Below are 17202 nucleotides of genomic sequence, written 5' to 3' on the forward strand. Positions count from 1 at the left end.
GTGGCTTTAGCTTGGGCTGGTTGGGGGCTGGAGCTGAGCCATGAGCCGAGGGGGTGGGCTTTGCTCGGGGGCGCGGCCGGGTTGGGGTGGGTGGGGTTGACCGGGGGGACGTCGTGTTGCGGGGAGCCGGGAGGGCTCCCCGCAAACAACGAACGCTGGGCTGCGTCTAGTAGGTGATCGCCAGTGCGGGGTCGGCCAGGAGGGTGCCCAGGTTGGCCAGGAACTCCGAGCCCTGTTGGCCGTCGACCAAGCGGTGGTCGAAGCTCAAGGCCAGTTGGCAGACCTTGCGGATCTTGATCTCGCCGTCGACGACCCAGGGGGTGTCTCGGATGGCGCCGAAGGCCAGGATGGCCGACTCGCCCGGGTTGATGATCGGGGTACCGGTGTCGACGCCGAAGACGCCGACGTTGGTGATGGTGATGGTGCCGTTGACCATGTCGGCGGGTGGGGTCTTGCCCTCGCGGGCGGTGGTGGTGAGGGCTTCCAGGGCGACCGCGAGGTCGCGCAGGGACAGGGTCTCGGCGTCGCGGATCTTGGGCACGATCAGGCCGCGCGGGGTTGCCGCCGCGATGCCCAGGTGCACGTAGTCCTTGAAGACGATCTCCTGGGCGGCCTCGTCCCAGGCGCTGTTGACCTCCGGGGTGCGCTTGACCGCCATCACCAGTGCCTTGGCGCAGAACGCCAGCGGCGTGAGCTTGACGCCGCGGAAGTCGCGGTGGTCCTTGAGCTTGGCGCGCAGGTCCATCATCGGGGTGACGTCGACGGTCAGGAACTCCGTGACGTGCGGTGCGGTGAAGGCGCTGCTCACCATCGCCTGGGCGGTGATCTTGCGGACGCCCTTGATCGGCACCCGGCGCTCCCGGGCGCCCGCGGGCACCTGGGTGGCGGCGGGCCGGACCGGCTCGGCCGAGCCGGTCGCGGCGCGCTCCACGTCGGCGCGGGTGATCACGCCCGCGTCGCCGGAACCGGACAGCGACCGCAGGTCGACGCCCAGGTCCTTGGCCAGCTTGCGGACCGGTGGCTTGGCCAGCGGCACGTAGCCGCCGGGCAGCTCCAGCAGGGCCGCCGGGGTGTCCGGCACGGTGACCGTGCTCGTCCGCTCCGGCTCGACCTCGGTGGGCACCGGGCCGCGGGCGTGCTCGAACGCCGCCGCGACCGTGCTCTGCGCCGCCGCTGCGGCGGGCTCGGCGGGGACCGCGGGCCCCCGGCGCGCGCGCCGCTTGGCGGTGACCGTCTTGGAGCCGTAGCCGACCAGCGGCTTCATCTCCTCCTCGGCCTCGGCGGGCGGGGCGGACCCGTTGGTGGCCGCGGGCGCCGCCGGGGTCGGCTTCGCCGCGGCACCGCCCGGGTCGACGTCGATGGTCAGGATCGGGGCGCCGACGTCCACCGTCTGCCCGGGCCGCACGTGCAGCTCGGTGACCACACCCGCCCACGGGCAGGGCAGCTCGACGGCGGCCTTGGCGGTCTCGATCTCGACGATGATCTGGTTGACCGCCACCGTGTCACCCGGCTTGACGTGCCAGGACAGGATCTCGGCCTCGGTCAGCCCCTCGGCGGTGTCCGGGAGGGGGAAGGTCTTGTACTCAGGCATCAGTCACCAGGCCAGCGATCGGTCGACGGCGTCCAGCACCCGGTCGAGGTCGGGGAGGAAGTGCTCCTCGAGCTTGGCGGGCGGGTAGGGCGTGTCGAACCCGGTGACCCGCAGCACGGGCGCCTCCAGCGAGTAGAAGCACTCCTGCTGCACCCGGGCGGCGATCTCCGAGGTGATCGAGGACTCCGAGGGGGCCTCGGACACCACGACCAGCCGACCGGTGCGGCGCACCGAGTCGAACACCGGTCCGAGGTCGAGCGGGGACAGCGACCGCAGGTCGATGACCTCCAGCGAGTGCCCGTCCTCCTCGGCGGCGGTGGCCGCGTCGAGGGCCACCTTCACCGACGGCCCGTAGGCGACCAGCGTGGCGGTGTTGCCCGCGCGCAGCACGCGCGAGGCGAACAGCGGTGCGGGCGTGGCCCCCGGGTCGACCTCGGCCTTCATGAAGCCGGAGTGGTAGTACCGCTTCGGCTCGAAGAACAGCACCGGGTCGTCGCACTGGATGGCCTGCTGGATCATCCAGTAGGCGTCCACGGCGTTGGAGCAGGACACGACCTTGAGTCCGGCGGTGTGCGCGAAGTACGACTCCGGCGACTCCGAGTGGTGCTCGACCGCGCCGATCCCGCCGCCGAAGGGCACCCGGATGACCAGCGGCACCTTGACCCGGCCCATGGTGCGGGCGTGCAGCTTGGCGACCTGGGAGACGATCTGGTCGAAGCCGGGGAAGATGAACCCGTCGAACTGGATCTCGCACACCGGGCGGAAGCCGCGCACGGCCAGGCCGACCGCGGTGCCGATGATGCCGGACTCGGCCAGCGGTGTGTCCAGCACGCGGTGCTCGCCGAAGTCCTTCTGCAGGCCGTCGGTGATCCGGAAGACGCCGCCGAGCTTGCCGACGTCCTCGCCCATCACGATGACCTTGGGGTCGGCCTCCATCGCCGTGCGCAGCCCCAGGTTCAGGGCTTTGCCCAGCGTGAGCGACCCAACGGTGGCGACGGTGCGCTCGGACTTGTCGATCACGGGTGCGGCCATCAGTGCTCACCTCCGGCGAACTCGGCGTGGTAGGCGAGGAACTCGTCGCGCTGGGCGTCGAGGAACGGGCTCGCCTCGGCGTAGACGTGGTCGAACATCTGCTCGGTCGGCGGCTGCGGCATGTTGAAGCAGAACTCGCGCAGGTCGGCGGCCAGCGCGTCGGCGTCGGCCTGGACCGAGTCGAAGAAGTCCTGGTCGGCGTCGCCGTGCCGGACGAGGTTCACCCGGACCCGCTCGATCGGGTCCTTGAGCTTCCAGGCCTCGAGCTCGTCGGAGTGCCGGTAGCGAGTGGGGTCGTCGGTGGTGGTGTGCGCGTCCATCCGGTAGGTGAACGCCTCGATCAGCACCGGGCCGTTGCCGTGGCGGCACTGGTCGAGCGCCCAGCGGGTGACCGCGAGCGTGGCGAGCACGTCGTTGCCGTCGACCCGGATGCCCGGGAAGCCGTAGCCGCGGGCGCGCTGGTAGAGCGGCAGCCGGGACTGGCGCTCGGTGGGCTCGGAGATGGCCCACTGGTTGTTCTGGCAGAAGAACACCAGCGGCGCGTCGTAGACCGCCGCCCAGACGAAGCCCTCGTGCACGTCGCCCTGGCTGGTGGCGCCGTCGCCGAAGAAGACCATGGTGGCCTCCCCGTCGTCGTCGCCGACCTTGCCCTCGAACCGCTGGCCCATCGCGTAGCCAGCGGCGTTGAGCACCTGGTTGCCGATCACGATCGTGTAGGGGTGGAAGCGCTTCTCGGTGGAGTCCCAGCTGCCGTGGTCGGTGCCGCGGAAGATGCCCAGCAGGTCCTTGGGGTCGATGCCCCGGCACCAGGCCACACCGTGCTCGCGGTAGCTGGGGAACGCCATGTCGGTCGGCCGCATCGCCCGGCCCGCGCCGATCTGCGCGGCCTCCTGGCCCAGCAGCGGCACCCAGATGCCCAGCTGGCCCTGCCGCTGCAGGGCGTTGCCCTCGCGGTCGGCCCGGCGGACCAGGACCATGTCGCGGTAGAGCGACCGCAGGTCCTGCGCGGTGACATCGGCGACGTACTGGTCGAACTCCGGGTTCTCGACCCGCTCACCCTCTGGTGTGAGGAGCTGGACCAGTTCCGGTCCACCCTCGCTGGTCGCACGCAAACCCGCGATCACCTGCTCTGATGTCGGTGCGGCGGCGGTGGCTGCGGGCCCCTCGCGGGGTTCCGGGTGCGTCCACTGTTCTGGGGACGACATGCGCGTTCTCCTTGTGTCTGTGCCGCGCAGTCGCTCGTGGCGACGGCAGACGGCCGCGCCGCCGGTCACCACCGCCGATTGGTTGGGGCGTTGGCACCCGTCGACGCTGACGGCGTTCCTCTCACATCCTGACACGGCACAGCATGGCTTGGTCAGTGCCGGCGCGTGGGAAGTTGTCCACAGGATGCTCTTGAGCTGCGAAAACGCTAGGACCACCGACGTTCGGGGGTCAGAGGAGGGACCGGTCGCGGCAGCTCAGGACGACGGGTGTGAACGCTCGTACACCCCCGGGTGATCGTCGCGTGAGCTGTGTCACAAAGGAAGCGGGGTGCGCGGCCGCGGCGGGAACTGGCCGGCCGCGCACCCCACCCGTGACCCTGCCCGAGCGAACCTGATGAACCCCTGAGTGTCGCGCTCGGAGTTGAGTTCCGGGGTGGGTGCGGTGGCAGGATCGAGAGGTGGACACGACAGCAGCTCAGCAGACGGTCCGGCGGTTGTGGGAAGCAGAGATCCTGCCCAGCCTGTCGGACTTCATCGCCATCCCGGCCCTCTCGCCGCACTTCGACGCCGACTGGGCGGCCAACGGCCAGCTCGACGCCGCCGTCGAGCACCTGCGCGGCTGGCTCAGCGCGCGCGACATCCCGGACGCGCGGGTGGACGTCGTCCGGCTGCCGGGACGCACCCCGGTACTCCTGCTCGACGTGCCCGCGACGGGCGCCGACAAGGGGACGGTGCTGCTCTACGGCCACCTGGACAAGCAGCCGCCGGTCGGCGGCTGGGCCGACGGGCTCGGGCCGTGGTCACCCGTCCTGCGCGATGGGAAGCTCTACGGCCGCGGCTCGGCCGACGACGGCTACGCGGGCTACGCCGCGGCCGCCGCGATCGAGGCCGTTCGCGCGGGGGGCGGCGCGCACAGCCGTTGCGTGGTGCTGCTGGAGACCGGCGAGGAGTCCGGTAGCCCTGACCTGCCGTTCTACCTCGACCACCTGCGCGAGCAGCTGGGCGAGGTGTCCCTGGTGATCTGCCTGGACTCCGGCGGCAACGACTACGAGCGGCTGTGGCTGACCACCTCGCTGCGCGGCCTGGTGTCGATGGACATCACCGTGCGGGTGCTGCGCTCCGGCCAGCACTCCGGCCTGGCCAGCGGCGTGGTGCCGAGCTCGTTCCGGGTGCTGCGCAGGCTGCTGGACCGGATCGAGGACGCCGAGACCGGCGAGATCGTGGTCAAGGAGCTGCACGTCGACATCCCGGACGACCGGATCGCCGAGGCGGCCACCTCGGTCGCGGCGGCCCCGGGCACCTTCCGTGGCGCCTTCCCCTTGGCGGGTGACACCCGACCGGTGGATCAGGACGAGCTGGAGCTGGTCCTCAACAACAGCTGGCGGCCCACCCTGTCGGTGATCGGCGCCTCGGGCTTCCCCGAGCCGGTCGACGCGGGCAACGTCCTGCGCCCGTTCACCACGCTGACGCTCAGCTTCCGCCTGCCGCCGACCGCGGACTCGGCCGCCGCCTTCGCCGCCGTGCGCGACGCGCTGACCGCGGACGTGCCCTACGGCGCCACCGTCGAGCTGGACCGGGTGGAGAACGCCGACGGCTGGAACGCCCCGGCGCTGGCCCCGTGGCTGCGCACCGCGCTGGACGAGGTGTCCGAGATCGTCTTCGACAACCCTTGGGGCACAGTGGGTCTGGGCGGTTCGATCCCGTTCATGGGGCTGCTCGCCGAGCGCTACCCGGACGCCCAGTTCGTGATCACCGGCGCCCTCGGCTCGGACAGCAACGCCCACGTCCCGAACGAATGGCTTCACGTGAAACAAGCGGAAAGGGTCACCGAGGCCGTCGCGCACCTGCTGGACGCGCACGCCTCGCACGGCTAACCCGATCGGGAGAGGCGGTCCGCCTGCCGGGTGGTCTCCGGCAGGCGGTACCGCGGCGTGAGGGTGAGCACGAGGTCGGTCGCGGTGTCCAGGTCCATCCGGTGCCCGATCGAGACGAACACGGGTTTGACCTGGTCACGGGTGCGCAAGGCGCGCCCGACGACCTCGTCGCCGTCGACCAGCGGCGTCCAGTCGCCGCGCTGCGGGCCGGGCGGCTCGAAGGCGCCCAGGGCGTTCTTGCCCACGCCGAGCGCCGGGACGCCGGTGAGCACCCCGGCGTGGCAGGCCAGGCCGAACCGGCGGGGGTGGGCCAGGCCTTGGCCGTCGCAGACCAGGACCTCGGGCTGGTGCGACAGCTTGGCCAGCGCGGCCAAGAGCAGCGGTAGCTCGCGGAACGCGAAGAGGCCCGGGATGTAGGGGAACGACTCGGCGCCCGTGCACGAAGCCTGCTCGACAACGCGCAGGTCGGACAGGTCGATCGTGCAGGCCGCCGCGGTCAAGCCGCTGTCGGTGTAGTGCACGTCCAGCCCGGTGGCGGTGCACGGGGCGAAGCCTGCGGGCGCGTGCGGGTCGACCCGTGGCCGCAGGCGCTCCTGCTCGGTGATCGCCTCAGCCTCCGTGGTGGGCCAACCAGCGGTGGGCCAACCAGTGGTCACCGGGACCGGATCCACTCCGGGAACAGCAGGTCGGCGTGGTGTTCCCGGAGCCGGGTGAGCTCGTGGACGGGTACGTTCTTCGCCCAGGTGCCGGGGTCGATCTGGACGAAACCGTCGGCGGCGGCCTTGGTCTTGTCCGGCCCCAGGTAGTACAGACCGGTCGACCCGTCCGCGGCGATGCCGACCACCAGGCACTCGTGGCCGAGGTGGTCGGCCCGGGTGGTGACCTCGTCGAGGCGCTCGCAGTCGGTGAGCGCGACCTGGGCTTCCCACCCGGTAGGGGTACCGGTGAACCGGGGGTCGTGCGGGTCGGTCACCGCGTGCAGGGTGACGACGTCACCCGACCGGGTCGCCTCGAACTCGCGGCCGTCGACGAGGGCCACCGTGGCGTTGCGCGGGCGCTGGTAAGTCATCGCAGTTCCTCCCAGGCGCGGCCGCGCCAGATCGCCACCGGGTGGGCGCCCGCGGCCGTGTTCGACATGATGCGCGCCCCCACCGGTACCGCGGCCGGGCTGCGCCACCACTCCGGGACGGCCAGTGGGCCACCAGCGGTGATGCCGGTGCCGGTGAACGGCCACGGGGCGAACTCCGTGCGCACCGAGTTGGGGTCGACGCCCGCTGCCAGGGCGGCCGCGGTCATCGCGTAGCCGGGCTCGCGCGGGGCGAGACCCGGTAGCGACGGCGCGCCGTAGGGCACGAGGTAGCGGTCGGGGTGCTCAGCCACGAACTCCATCGTGTGCAGCACCGGCTGGTCGGGCCGGAACGGACTGCCCGCGTAGTCCAGCCGGAACGCCTGGTGGAAGTCGCGCGGCGCACGCAGCTGCACGCAGTCCTGCCGCCGCGCCACCGTGCCGCCGACCAGGCGGAAGTCGAACGGCGGCTGCATCCCCGCCACCCCCGGGGACACCTCTCCGCGCAGGTAGCGCTCGGCCGCGTGCGGCGCGAGCACCTTCACCAGCACCGTGTCCGGCTGGAGCGTGACCACCGTGTGCACCCGTGCGGTCAGCAGCCGCTCCTCGGGGCCCAGGCTCCCCGAACCCGGCAGTCCGGTCACGGGAGTTGTGCCCCGAACGTGCGATCACGCCACCGGGTGAACGCCAGGTCGCGCTGGACCTCGTGCACGTCGGCCAGCTCGGCCGCGGCCACGCTGCGCTGGTACTCGTGCAGGTCGACCTGGGTGAACCCGTTCTCCAGGGCCCAGGCGCCGTTCTGGTCGGCGTAGGTCACCGCCGCGACCCCGTCCGCCACCGAGTCGACCGCGACCCGGTGGCCCTGCCAGCGCCCGTACGACCTGGCCGTGTACACCCGGTCGCACTGCTCGGAGCTCAGCTGCGCCACCCAGCCGCCGTAGCGCTCGTGCCAGGCGAACAGGGACGCGTCCGGGTTGTCGGCCTGCCGGGTCTTGAGCACGACCCGGTCGTCGTTCGGCGAGTACGTGCACGGGTGCGTCACGCCGCCGACCACGGCGAACTGCCCGGCGCGCACCCCGCGGTAAGCGGTCACGGTGTCACCCACCCCAGCACACTGTCATACGTCGCCACGAGCACCTTGTTGCCCGCCGCGTCGTAGCGGTTGATCGTGGCGCCGTCCGGCAGCGGCAGGCGGTCGGTCATCTTGAACTCCGGCACGCCCATCGTCGGGTGCGCGGTCACGCCCGCGCCGGTGTAGGGCCAGTCGCTGATGAACTGGGTGTACCGGTTGGGGTCGACCCCGGCGTTCTCCACCGCGTGGATCATCTCGTCGCGCGCGGCCAGCACCCTCGGGTCGGTCGACGGGATGTCGCCGTGGACCGAGGGCGCGCCGACCGGCGTCTGGTAGAGGCTCGCGTCGGACGCCGGGAACTCGATCGTGTGGATGTTGGGCTGACCGGTGTCGTACGGCGAGTTCACGTAGTCGAGCCGGTTGCCGTTGATCAGGTCGGCCGGGGTGCTCAGCGCGCCCGCGTCCTGGTTGCGGGCCACGAAGCCGCCGACGTCGGTGTAGCTGCCGTCGAGGTACTTGGCCACGGTGTCGTCGGGGATGACCTTCTGCATCAGCGTGCCGTCGACCACCTCGACCTCCTTCATGGCCCGCGCCATCAGGTCGCGCTCGTGCGGGGTCAGCTGCCCCGAACCGGGCACGTCTCCCGGCTTGGGGTCGGCGCCGAGCTTGTCCATGGCGCCCTTGAAGTCCGCCCACTCCTGGTCGCTGAACTTGCCTCGGACGCTGTCCAGCCAGTGCGGCCCGGCGGGGGCGTGCGGGGTCGGTGTGGCGGCGCCGACGGGCGGCGTGGCCGACGAGGCGGACGGCGTCACCGCAGGTGTGGCCGTCGGTGTTGCCGAGGACGGTGTGACCGACGGAGATGCACCCGAAGGTGTGACCGAGGACGGTGTGACTGAGGACGGCGGGGTCGGGGCTGCCGAGGACGGTGTGGTCGACGGGGACGACGACCCACTGGGCGCGCTGCTCGTCGAGGGCGTGGGTGGCGCGCCGCTGGTCGTGGTGCTCGCGTCCGGCGCGCCCGAGGGCGCCGCGCTGGTCGACGGCGCGTCCGGGGTGTCCGGCGTGGTCAGGTGGGCAGGCGTCGTGCCCGACGGCGGGTCGACCGGGGCGGGCGTGGAGCGGACCATGTCCGGCGCGTCCGGGGTGTCGGCGCCGCGGGAGGCGGTGCGCAGCTTGGTCAGCCCGGACTTGATCGCCTCCCAGATCTCGCCCAGCTTGGCCATGATCGGCCGCAGCTTCTCCACCGACCGGGTGAGCTTGGTGATCACGTCGGTGATCCGGCCGACCCACTTGGACACCAGCGCGCCGACCGAGGCGACGATGTGCGGGGTGGCCAGGCCCAGCGTCAGACCCGCCTCGGCGAGCCACTGCGGCAGCCGCAGCAGCAGCGTGGAGATGCACTCGGCGACCAGGTCGCGCACGATGCCGCGGACCGCGCCGACCAGCACGCCGACGACTTCGACGACGGTCCCGATGGTGCCCGCGCCGGTGGCCGCCGCGGTGATGTGCTCGCCCTGGGCGCCGGTGTTGGCCCGGTAGGCGTCCGCGGCGGGCCCGGCCCACCCGGAGGTGCCGTTGGCGACCTCGGTCTTGAACTCGGTGGCCACCCCGCCCACGGCCTGCGCCACGTTCTTCCAGGTCTGGGCGTACGCCGCGATCTGGTCGGCGTCGCCCGCGAGCCAGTTGAGCGCGTCGCGCAGCGGGGCGATGTGCTCGATCACCCAGGAGATCGCGTACTGCCCGAGCGTGCCGATCGGGTCGAGCGCCAGCGACAGCACCTCGAGGCCACCGCCGAGCGCGCCCAGGCCGCCCTCGACCCAGGACCCGTCCTGCACGCCGTGGTAGATGTCCGCGGCCGACTCGACGATGCCGATACCGGTGTAGCTCTGGGTGGAGTCCTGGCGCGCGGCGACCAGGGGGTTGGTCGCGGTCGGGGTCGTCACCGCGCACCGCCCGCGAAGGGCTGGGTGTTGGCCTGCTCGGTATTGCGGTAGGAGCCCGCGGTGTCGCGTACGCCGTTCGCGGTGGCGTCCATCGTGGTGGCCGCCTCCTTGATCGCGTCGACCCCGGGCGTGCTCACCGCGTGCACCACCGGCACGAAGAACTGGCAGATGACCCCGTACGCCGAATCGCCCAGGTTGACCTGGTTGGCGGCCTGGAACGCCTGGTCGAGGCGGTCGTTGAGGGCGTCGAGGCGGCCTGCGTGACCGCCCAGCTCATCGGTGAGGACGCCGTATCCGTCGGGCACCGGGGACTCCTTCTCAGCTCAGGATGGAGGGTCCGCCCCAGGGGTCACCGTCGTCGTCTGGGAAGTCGTCTCGGGCTGGGCGGCGCGGCTGTCGTGGCTGGGTCGGCTCGTCGGCGGGCGTGTCGTCGGCCATTCGACCGAGACGCATCTCGTCGACGGTGCCGTCGCTCGGACGCGGCTGCTCCGGCTCCGGTTCCGGGAATCTCTGCCGGTAGGACCCGACCACCGCGGCGACGGTCTGCGGGTCGTCGCCGACGGTCCGCTCCATCACCTCGGCGACCTTCTCGGTGATCCGCGACTGCGCAAGGCGCATTGTGGTGAGCACCAGGCCCGCCAGCTCGGTGCCGGGCAGGTCGCGGTGCCGGTCGTCGATCACCAGGGCGGTGACCGCGCCGGTCGCGTCAACGGTCACCCTGACGACCTCGTCGCGGGAGGTCTCGGTGACCGCGACGGCGGCCACCTCGGCCTGCATCGCCTGGTAGCGCTGGGCCTTGGCCTCGACCCCGGCCTGCCAGCGGCGCAGCTCCTGCTCGGTCTGGAACCCGTCCCCACCGAATGACGGCTGGCTCACCACGTGCTCCCGGGTGTTCGGTTCGGCTGGCCGCCAGTCTCGCGAACCGGCGGTGAGGTGTCCGTTACCTCACCAGGCCGGGTAGCGCTCGCGCCAGGAGGGGTCGGTCAGCGAGTTGGCCGGGCTGAACTCGACCAGGGCGTCGCGGCCGAGCCGCTCGATGACCTCGCGCAGCTCCAGCTCCTCGAGCCACTCCGCCGGGATGGACCGCAGGCCGTGCACGGCGCCGAGCAGGTTGCCGCAGATGGCGCCGGTGGAGTCGCTGTCGCCGGAGTGGTTGACCGCGATCAGCAGCCCCTCGGCGAGGTTGTCGGCGACCAGGGCCGCGCAGACGCCGATGGCCAGCGCCTCCTCGCCGACCCAGCCGCCGCCCAGCTTGGCCAGCATGTCCGGTGACGGCTTGCCGCGTTCGGCCATCGAGACCGCCTCGTCGAGCGCCTGCACGGTCTCCTCGGAGTCCTCCCAGGTGACCAGCTCCGCGCGGACCTCGGTGAGCGCGGTCGGCAGGTCGCCGCCGTCGAGCAGCCGGTGGACCACGAACGCGAGCGCGCCCGCGGTGAGGTAGCCGCTGGGGTGACCGTGGGTGAGCGCGCCCGCCTGGGCGGCCACCACGAACGAGTCGAGCGGGTCCTCCGACCACAGCGCGCACGGGGCGGCCCGCATCACCGCGCCGCAGCCCTTCGAGTCGTTGATCTTGTGCGACAGGGTGCCGCGCTCGGCGCCGCCCGCGAAGCCCTTCAGCGCGGTGAGCACCGTGGCGCCGGGGGCCCGGCGGTGGTGCAGACCGCGCTCGTGGACCAGCCAGCCGTCCGGCTCGGCCTCCATCGCGTACGACCCGCCCGCCTGGTGCCACGGGGTGCCCTGGGTGTGGTACCAGCGCTGGTAGGCGTGCTGGACCACCGACGCGGGCTGCTGCTCGAAGAACATCAGCCGGCGGCCCAGGTGGCCGCGGATCATCGCCTCGACGGTGAACAGCGCCATCTGGGTGTCGTCGGTGATCCGGCCGCGGCCGCCGTAGGCCTCCTCGTAGCCGGTGACCCCGTCCGGCCCGAACCGGGCACGGATCTCGTGGGTGGAGAGGAACTCCACGGGCGCGCCCAAGGCGTCGCCCACGGCTCCGGCGAGCAGCGAGCCGAGCCAGCGCTCAGCCGGGATTACCCGGTCGTAGGGGAGGTCACCGTCCACGTACCGGGAGCGTAGTGCCACCCGGTGTCAGGGCACCGTCTGCGCCGAGGGTTCACGCAGCGCGCCGGGTCGACCACACTGGGGCGGGTGAGCGAACAGGAGCGCCTGGCGCAGTCCCCGACCGCGGCCTCGCCGTGGCGGCTGTGGGGTCCCTACCTGGCCGCGCGCCAGTGGGGCACCGTCCGCGAGGACTACTCCGCCAACGGCGACGCCTGGGGCTACTTCCCGTTCGACCAGGCCCGCTCGCGCGCCTACCGCTGGGGTGAGGACGGCATCGCCGGGGTCTGCGACCGGCACGGTTTCCTCAACCTGGGCGTGGCCCTGTGGAACGGCCGCGACGAGATCCTCAAGGAGCGCTACTTCGGCCTCACCAACGCCGAGGGCAACCACGGCGAGGACGTCAAGGAGCACTGGTGGATCACCGACGGCACCCCGACGCACTCGTGGATGCAGCTGGTCTACCGCTACCCGCAGGCGGCGTTCCCCTACGCCCGGCTGCGTGAGCTGGCCGCGGCGGCGGGCCGCCACGAGCGGGAGCCGGAGCTGTCGGACACCGGGGTGCTCGACGGCGACCGCTTCTTCGACGTCCGGGTCACCTACGCCAAGGCGGGCCCCGACGACCTATGCGTGGAGATCGAGGCCACCAACCACGGACCGGACGCCGCGCCGCTGCACCTGCTGCCGCAGGTGTGGTTCCGCAACACCTGGTCCTGGGGCCGGGACGCGCGCAGGCCCGCGCTCATCGCGTCCACAGTGGACGGTTGGTCCCGGGTGCTGGCCGAGCACGCCCTGCTGGGCCGCTACACGGTGCACTTCGACGGCGCGCCGCAGCTGCTGGTCACCGACAACGAGACCGACGAGGCGCTGCTCTTCGGCCGCGCGGTCAACCCGAGCCGGTTCACCAAAGCGGGCATCGATGACCACGTGGTGGGCGGTAAGGCTGACACGTGCCAGGTAGTGCAACCTGGCGGTGCGTCACAGCCCGGGACGAAAGCGGCTGCCTGGTACCGGTTCGACAGTGTCGCGCCGGGTGAGTCCGTCAAGGTCAAGCTGCGGCTGATCGCCGGTGACGGCCACGGCCGCGCGTTCGGGCGCACCTTCCTCGCGGCGATGTGGGAGCGCAGGGAAGAGGCGGACGAGTTCTACGCGGGGGTCGCGCCGGACTCTTCCGCCGAAGAGCAGAAGGTTGTGCGCCGCGCGCTGGCGGGACTGCTCTGGACCAAGCAGCACTACCGCTTCCGCGTGCGCGAGTGGTTGGAGGGCGACCCCGCGCACCCACCCGCACCGCACGAGCGCCACGGGCCGCACGCGCGCAACGCGCACTGGAAGCACATGGACGTCGCCGACGTGCTCTCCATGCCCGACGAGTGGGAGTACCCCTGGTTCGCCGCCTGGGACCTGGCGTTCCACATGGTCCCGTTCGCCATGGTCGACCCGGCCTTCGCCAAGGACCAGCTGCTCCTGATGTGCCGCGAGTGGCTGATGCACCCCGACGGCCAATTACCCGCCTACGAGTGGGAGTTCGGCGACGTCAACCCGCCTGTGCACGCGTGGGCGACGTTGCAGGTCTACCGGGCCGAGCAAGAGGCGACCGGTAACGGCGACCGCGTGTTCCTCGCGCGGGTCTTCCACAAACTGCTGCTCAACTTCTCTTGGTGGGTCAACCGCAAGGACCCCGGTGGCAACTACCTGTTCGAGGGCGGATTCCTCGGCATGGACAACATCGGCCCGGTCAACCGGTCGGCACCGCTCGCGGGCGGGTGGCGCTTCGAGCAGTCCGACGCGACCTCGTGGATGGCCACCTACGCGCTGCACCTGATGCGGATCGCGCTGGAACTGGCCCGCCACGACGAGGCCTACGCCGACGTCGCCACCAAGTTCGTCGAGCACTTCCTGTCCATCGCCCAGGCGTCCACGCACTTCGGGTCGGCGAACCGGCCGATCTGGGACGAGGAGGACGGTTTCTGCTACGACCTGGTCTCCCGGGTGCTGCCCGGTGGCGGCGTGGAGGCGCAGCCGGTGCGGGTGCGCTCGATGGTGGGGCTGATCCCGGTGCTCGCGGTCGCGCCGCTGGACCCGTGGGTGTTCACCGAGCTGCCGGACTTCGCCGACCGGCTCAACTACCTGCTGCGCCGCCAGCCCGAGTTCGGCCAGTTCCTCACCTGGCACACCGCCGCCGACGGCACCCGCAGCGCGCTGCTGTCGCTGCTCGACGAGCGCAAGCTGCGCCGGGTGCTGTCCCGGATGTTCGACGAGTCGGAGTTCCTGTCCCCGCACGGGATCCGCTCGCTCTCGGCCGCGCACCGCGACGGGCTCGACGTGGAGATCGCGGGCGCGCAGCACCGGATCGAGTACGAGCCGGGCGAGTCGCGCACCCCGATGTTCGGCGGCAACTCCAACTGGCGCGGCCCGATCTGGTTCCCCACCAACGCGTTGCTGGTCGAGGCGCTGTCCGCGCTGGAGGACTTCCACCGCGGCGCGGTCACCGTCGAGCTGCCGACCGGCTCCGGCCGCAAGGTGTCCGCGGGCGAGGCGGCCGCGGACCTCGCGCGCAGGCTCGCCGGTCTGTTCCTCCCCGGCCCGGACGGCGGCAGGCCCGCGCACGGCAAGCGCGTGGAGGCACGGGATTCCCCGCTGTGGAGCGATCACATCACCTTCAGTGAGTATTTCGACGGGGACACCGGCGAGGGTCTCGGGGCCGCCCACCAGACCGGCTGGACCGCGCTGGTCGCGGTACTTCTTGCCGGATGGCCGGGCGCGCGCCGGAAATAGTGCGTCCGACATCTCGTGCACGCAACAAACAGGCTGCGTGCGTGTGACAAACCGACGAGTAGTGCACATCCCGTACAGCGGGTGGCAGTATGCGTGCACTCGCACCTGAGATGAATGAGGAGTGACACCGTGGCGCGTCGATCCAAGCTGAAGGTGCTCGCCCTGTTGCCTGCCCTGGCCCTCGTGGTCGCGGCCTGCGGCAGCTCCGACAGCGGCTCAAGCGGCGGCACCACCGCGGCGAACGGGGTCAAGCTCGTCGAGGCGGGCAAGATCAAGACCTGCACGAACCTGCCGTACCCGCCGTTCCAGTTCAAGGACGGCGACAAGGTCGTCGGCTTCGACGTCGACCTGATCGACCTCGCCGCGAAGAAGCTCAACGTCACCCAGGACATCGTCGACATCCAGTTCGACGTGATCAAGAGCGGCGCCGCCCTGAACTCGGGCAAGTGCGATGTCGCCGCGGCGGGCATGACGATCACCGACGAGCGCAAGCAGAACCTCGACTTCACCAACCCCTACTTCGACGAGGTCATCGCGCTGCTGGTCCCCAAGGGCTCCGGCATCACCGGTCTGGACCAGCTCAAGGACAAGAAGCTGGGCGTGCAGAAGGCCACCACGAGCCTGGACTACGCCAAGGAGAAGGGCTTCACGCCCACCGAGTACGAGGACTCCGGCAAGCAGCTGCAGGCGTTCCAGTCCGGCCAGGTCGACGCGGTCCTGCAGGACCTGCCGGTGGTCAACGAGTGGCTCAAGAAGCAGAACCTGGGCGAGAAGTTCGAGATCGGCGCCGAGATCGAGACCGGCGCGCAGTACGGCTTCGCGGTGAAGAAGGGCGGCAACCCCGAGCTGCTCAAGACGCTCAACGACGCGCTCGACGGCGCCATCAAGGACGGCACCTGGGCCAAGTCCTACGAGCAGTGGATGGGCTCCAAGCCCAAGTCGACCCCGTCCGGCAAGTGAGCGACCACCCAGCGGCCACGCCGGGCCCGGCACCCCGGGCCCGGCTCAGCCCGCGCAAGCGGCAGCGCGTCAGCCGGGGCATCCAGTACGCGGTCTTCGCCGCGGTCGTCGTCGCGGTCGCGCTCACCGCGGACTGGTCCTCGCTGCGCGAGTACTTCTTCGACCTCGACGTCGCCGCCAAGGCGTTCCCCGAGATCGTCACGGTGGCGCTGAAGAACACCGTGATCTACACGCTCTCGGCCTACGTGGTCGGGTTCCTGCTCGGCCTGGTCGTGGCGCTGATGCGGCTGTCGTCCATCGCGGTCTACCGCGGCGTGGCGCTGGTCTACATCGAGGTCTTCCGCGGCCTGCCCGCGCTGGTGGTGTTCCTGATCTTCGGGTTCGGCCTGCCGGTGGCCTTCCCCGGCCTGAAGTTCCCGTTCGACCAGTACGGCACGGTCGCCGTGGCGCTGGGCTTGGTGGCCTCGGCGTACATGGCCGAGACGTTCCGCGCGGGCATCCAGGCGGTGCCCAACGGCCAGATGGAGGCGGCCCGCTCGCTGGGCATGCCGCACACCCGGGCGATGATCTCCATCGTCATCCCGCAGGCGCTGCGGGTGGTCATCCCGCCGCTGACCAACGAGCTGATCCTGCTGTTCAAGGACTCCTCGCTGGTGTTCATCCTCGGCGTGACCGCGCTGACCACCGAGCTGTCCAAGTACGGCGGCGACCTGGCGGCCGAGTACGCCGACTCCACCCCGCTGGTGCTCGCGGGCGCGATGTACCTGGTGATCACGGTGCCGCTCGGCTACCTGGTCCGGCGCCTGGAAGCCAAGCAGAGGAAGGCCAGATGAGCGCGGCTGTCGAGATCATCGACCTGCACAAGTCGTTCGGCGACCTGCGGGTCCTCAAGGGGATCAGCACCACCGTCCGCTCCGGCGAGGTGGTCTGCGTCATCGGGCCGTCCGGCTCGGGCAAGTCGACGCTGCTGCGCTGCGTGAACCTGCTGGAGCAGCCCGACAGCGGCACCATCCTGGTCAACGGCGTCGAGCTGACCGACCAGGACTGCGACATCGACGCCGCCCGCCGCCGGGTGGGGATGGTGTTCCAGCAGTTCAACCTGTTCCCGCACCTGACCGTGCTGGCCAACCTGACCATCGCCCAGCGCAAGGTGCTCGGCCGGGACAAGGCCGAGGCCGAGCGGGTCGCGCTGGCCAACCTGGAGAAGGTCGGCGTCGCGGAGAAGGCCGGGGTCTTCCCGGCCAAGCTCTCCGGCGGCCAGCAGCAGCGGGTGGCCATCGCCCGGGCGCTGTCGATGGACCCCGAGGTCATGCTGTTCGACGAGCCGACCTCGGCGCTGGACCCGGAGCTGGTCGGCGACGTGCTCGGGGTGATGCGCCAGCTGGCCCAGGAGGGCATGACGATGCTGGTCGTCACGCACGAGATGCAGTTCGCCCGCGAGGTGGCGGACAAGGTCCTGTTCATGGACGGCGGGCACGTCGTCGAGGAGGGCCCGGCCGCGCAGGTGATCAGCGACCCCCGCCACGAGCGCACCAAGACGTTCCTGCGGCGGGTGCTCGACCCGACCCACCAAGATCCCGCTTAGACCCGCTCAGTCACTGGTCGGGAACGCCTGGTGACCGGCGT

The 17202-nt window shown here is 71.3% G+C and carries 16 protein-coding genes; 5 read left to right on the forward strand and 11 right to left on the reverse strand.

Annotated elements, in window-relative coordinates:
• Window positions 1-166 precede the first annotated feature (166 nt).
• Genes QSK30_RS05455 through pdhA form a run of 3 tightly spaced genes read right to left on the reverse strand, consistent with a single transcriptional unit; the run spans window position 167 to window position 3828 of the window.
• A complete protein-coding gene (locus QSK30_RS05455; protein ID WP_285500067.1) occupies window positions 167-1591 on the reverse strand; it encodes a dihydrolipoamide acetyltransferase family protein in 1425 nt (474 codons plus the stop codon).
• A 3-nt stretch (window positions 1592-1594) separates the two neighbouring features.
• Complete coding sequence (locus QSK30_RS05460) at window positions 1595-2623, reverse strand: alpha-ketoacid dehydrogenase subunit beta (protein WP_285500069.1); 1029 nt, start codon at window positions 2621-2623, stop codon at window positions 1595-1597.
• Entirely contained in the window at window positions 2623-3828 is a 1206-nt protein-coding gene (pdhA, locus tag QSK30_RS05465; RefSeq protein ID WP_285500070.1) for a pyruvate dehydrogenase (acetyl-transferring) E1 component subunit alpha, read from the reverse strand. The genes QSK30_RS05460 and pdhA overlap by 1 nt, the downstream gene beginning before the upstream one ends.
• A 458-nt stretch (window positions 3829-4286) precedes the next feature.
• Here pdhA and QSK30_RS05470 point away from each other — a divergent pair, with 458 nt between their 5' ends.
• Window positions 4287-5702 carry a M20/M25/M40 family metallo-hydrolase gene (locus tag QSK30_RS05470; protein ID WP_285500071.1) on the forward strand — a complete coding sequence of 472 codons (1416 nt, stop codon included), beginning with the start codon at window positions 4287-4289 and terminating at the stop codon, window positions 5700-5702.
• Here the strand turns inward: QSK30_RS05470 and QSK30_RS05475 are convergent.
• The 8 genes from QSK30_RS05475 to QSK30_RS05510 form a co-directional block, all read right to left on the reverse strand.
• A complete protein-coding gene (locus QSK30_RS05475) occupies window positions 5699-6358 on the reverse strand; it encodes an endonuclease V (RefSeq protein WP_285500072.1) in 660 nt (219 codons plus the stop codon). The genes QSK30_RS05470 and QSK30_RS05475 overlap by 4 nt on opposite strands.
• A complete protein-coding gene (locus tag QSK30_RS05480) occupies window positions 6355-6771 on the reverse strand; it encodes a hypothetical protein (protein ID WP_285500073.1) in 417 nt (138 codons plus the stop codon). The genes QSK30_RS05475 and QSK30_RS05480 overlap by 4 nt, the downstream gene beginning before the upstream one ends.
• Window positions 6768-7412 (reverse strand): hypothetical protein, encoded by a 645-nt coding sequence (locus QSK30_RS05485; protein ID WP_285500075.1) that lies wholly within the window; start codon window positions 7410-7412, stop codon window positions 6768-6770. Before QSK30_RS05485 ends, QSK30_RS05480 begins: the two co-directional genes overlap by 4 nt.
• Window positions 7409-7861 (reverse strand): hypothetical protein, encoded by a 453-nt coding sequence (locus QSK30_RS05490; protein WP_285500076.1) that lies wholly within the window; start codon window positions 7859-7861, stop codon window positions 7409-7411. The genes QSK30_RS05485 and QSK30_RS05490 overlap by 4 nt, the downstream gene beginning before the upstream one ends.
• Window positions 7858-9783 (reverse strand): hypothetical protein, encoded by a 1926-nt coding sequence (locus QSK30_RS05495; protein ID WP_285500078.1) that lies wholly within the window; start codon window positions 9781-9783, stop codon window positions 7858-7860. The genes QSK30_RS05490 and QSK30_RS05495 overlap by 4 nt, the downstream gene beginning before the upstream one ends.
• Window positions 9780-10088, reverse strand: coding sequence for a type VII secretion target (locus tag QSK30_RS05500; protein ID WP_285500079.1), 309 nt, complete (start codon window positions 10086-10088; stop codon window positions 9780-9782). Before QSK30_RS05500 ends, QSK30_RS05495 begins: the two co-directional genes overlap by 4 nt.
• A 13-nt stretch (window positions 10089-10101) precedes the next feature.
• A complete protein-coding gene (locus QSK30_RS05505) occupies window positions 10102-10659 on the reverse strand; it encodes a YbaB/EbfC family nucleoid-associated protein (protein WP_285500081.1) in 558 nt (185 codons plus the stop codon).
• 69 nt (window positions 10660-10728) lie between these two features.
• Window positions 10729-11844: an ADP-ribosylglycohydrolase family protein gene (locus QSK30_RS05510; RefSeq protein ID WP_285500082.1), complete on the reverse strand. Its 1116-nt coding sequence runs from the start codon at window positions 11842-11844 to the stop codon at window positions 10729-10731.
• 87 nt (window positions 11845-11931) lie between these two features.
• On the opposite strand from QSK30_RS05510, the gene QSK30_RS05515 reads away from it, so the two are divergent.
• From QSK30_RS05515 to QSK30_RS05530, 4 genes are all read left to right on the forward strand, one after another.
• On the forward strand, window positions 11932-14616 hold the full coding sequence (locus QSK30_RS05515; RefSeq protein ID WP_285500083.1) for an MGH1-like glycoside hydrolase domain-containing protein: 2685 nt from the start codon (window positions 11932-11934) through the stop codon (window positions 14614-14616).
• Window positions 14617-14745: 129 nt separating this feature from the next.
• The gene (locus QSK30_RS05520; protein WP_285500085.1) at window positions 14746-15576 is read left to right on the forward strand and encodes an ABC transporter substrate-binding protein; all 831 of its coding nucleotides are present in this window, start codon (window positions 14746-14748) and stop codon (window positions 15574-15576) included.
• Window positions 15573-16409 carry an amino acid ABC transporter permease gene (locus tag QSK30_RS05525; RefSeq protein ID WP_285500087.1) on the forward strand — a complete coding sequence of 279 codons (837 nt, stop codon included), beginning with the start codon at window positions 15573-15575 and terminating at the stop codon, window positions 16407-16409. The genes QSK30_RS05520 and QSK30_RS05525 overlap by 4 nt, the downstream gene beginning before the upstream one ends.
• A complete protein-coding gene (locus QSK30_RS05530) occupies window positions 16406-17161 on the forward strand; it encodes an amino acid ABC transporter ATP-binding protein (RefSeq protein WP_285500089.1) in 756 nt (251 codons plus the stop codon). The genes QSK30_RS05525 and QSK30_RS05530 overlap by 4 nt, the downstream gene beginning before the upstream one ends.
• Window positions 17162-17202: the final 41 nt, after the last annotated feature.

It is taken from the genome of Actinokineospora sp. NBRC 105648, from assembly GCF_030269645.1.
Classification (GTDB): domain Bacteria; phylum Actinomycetota; class Actinomycetes; order Mycobacteriales; family Pseudonocardiaceae; genus Actinokineospora.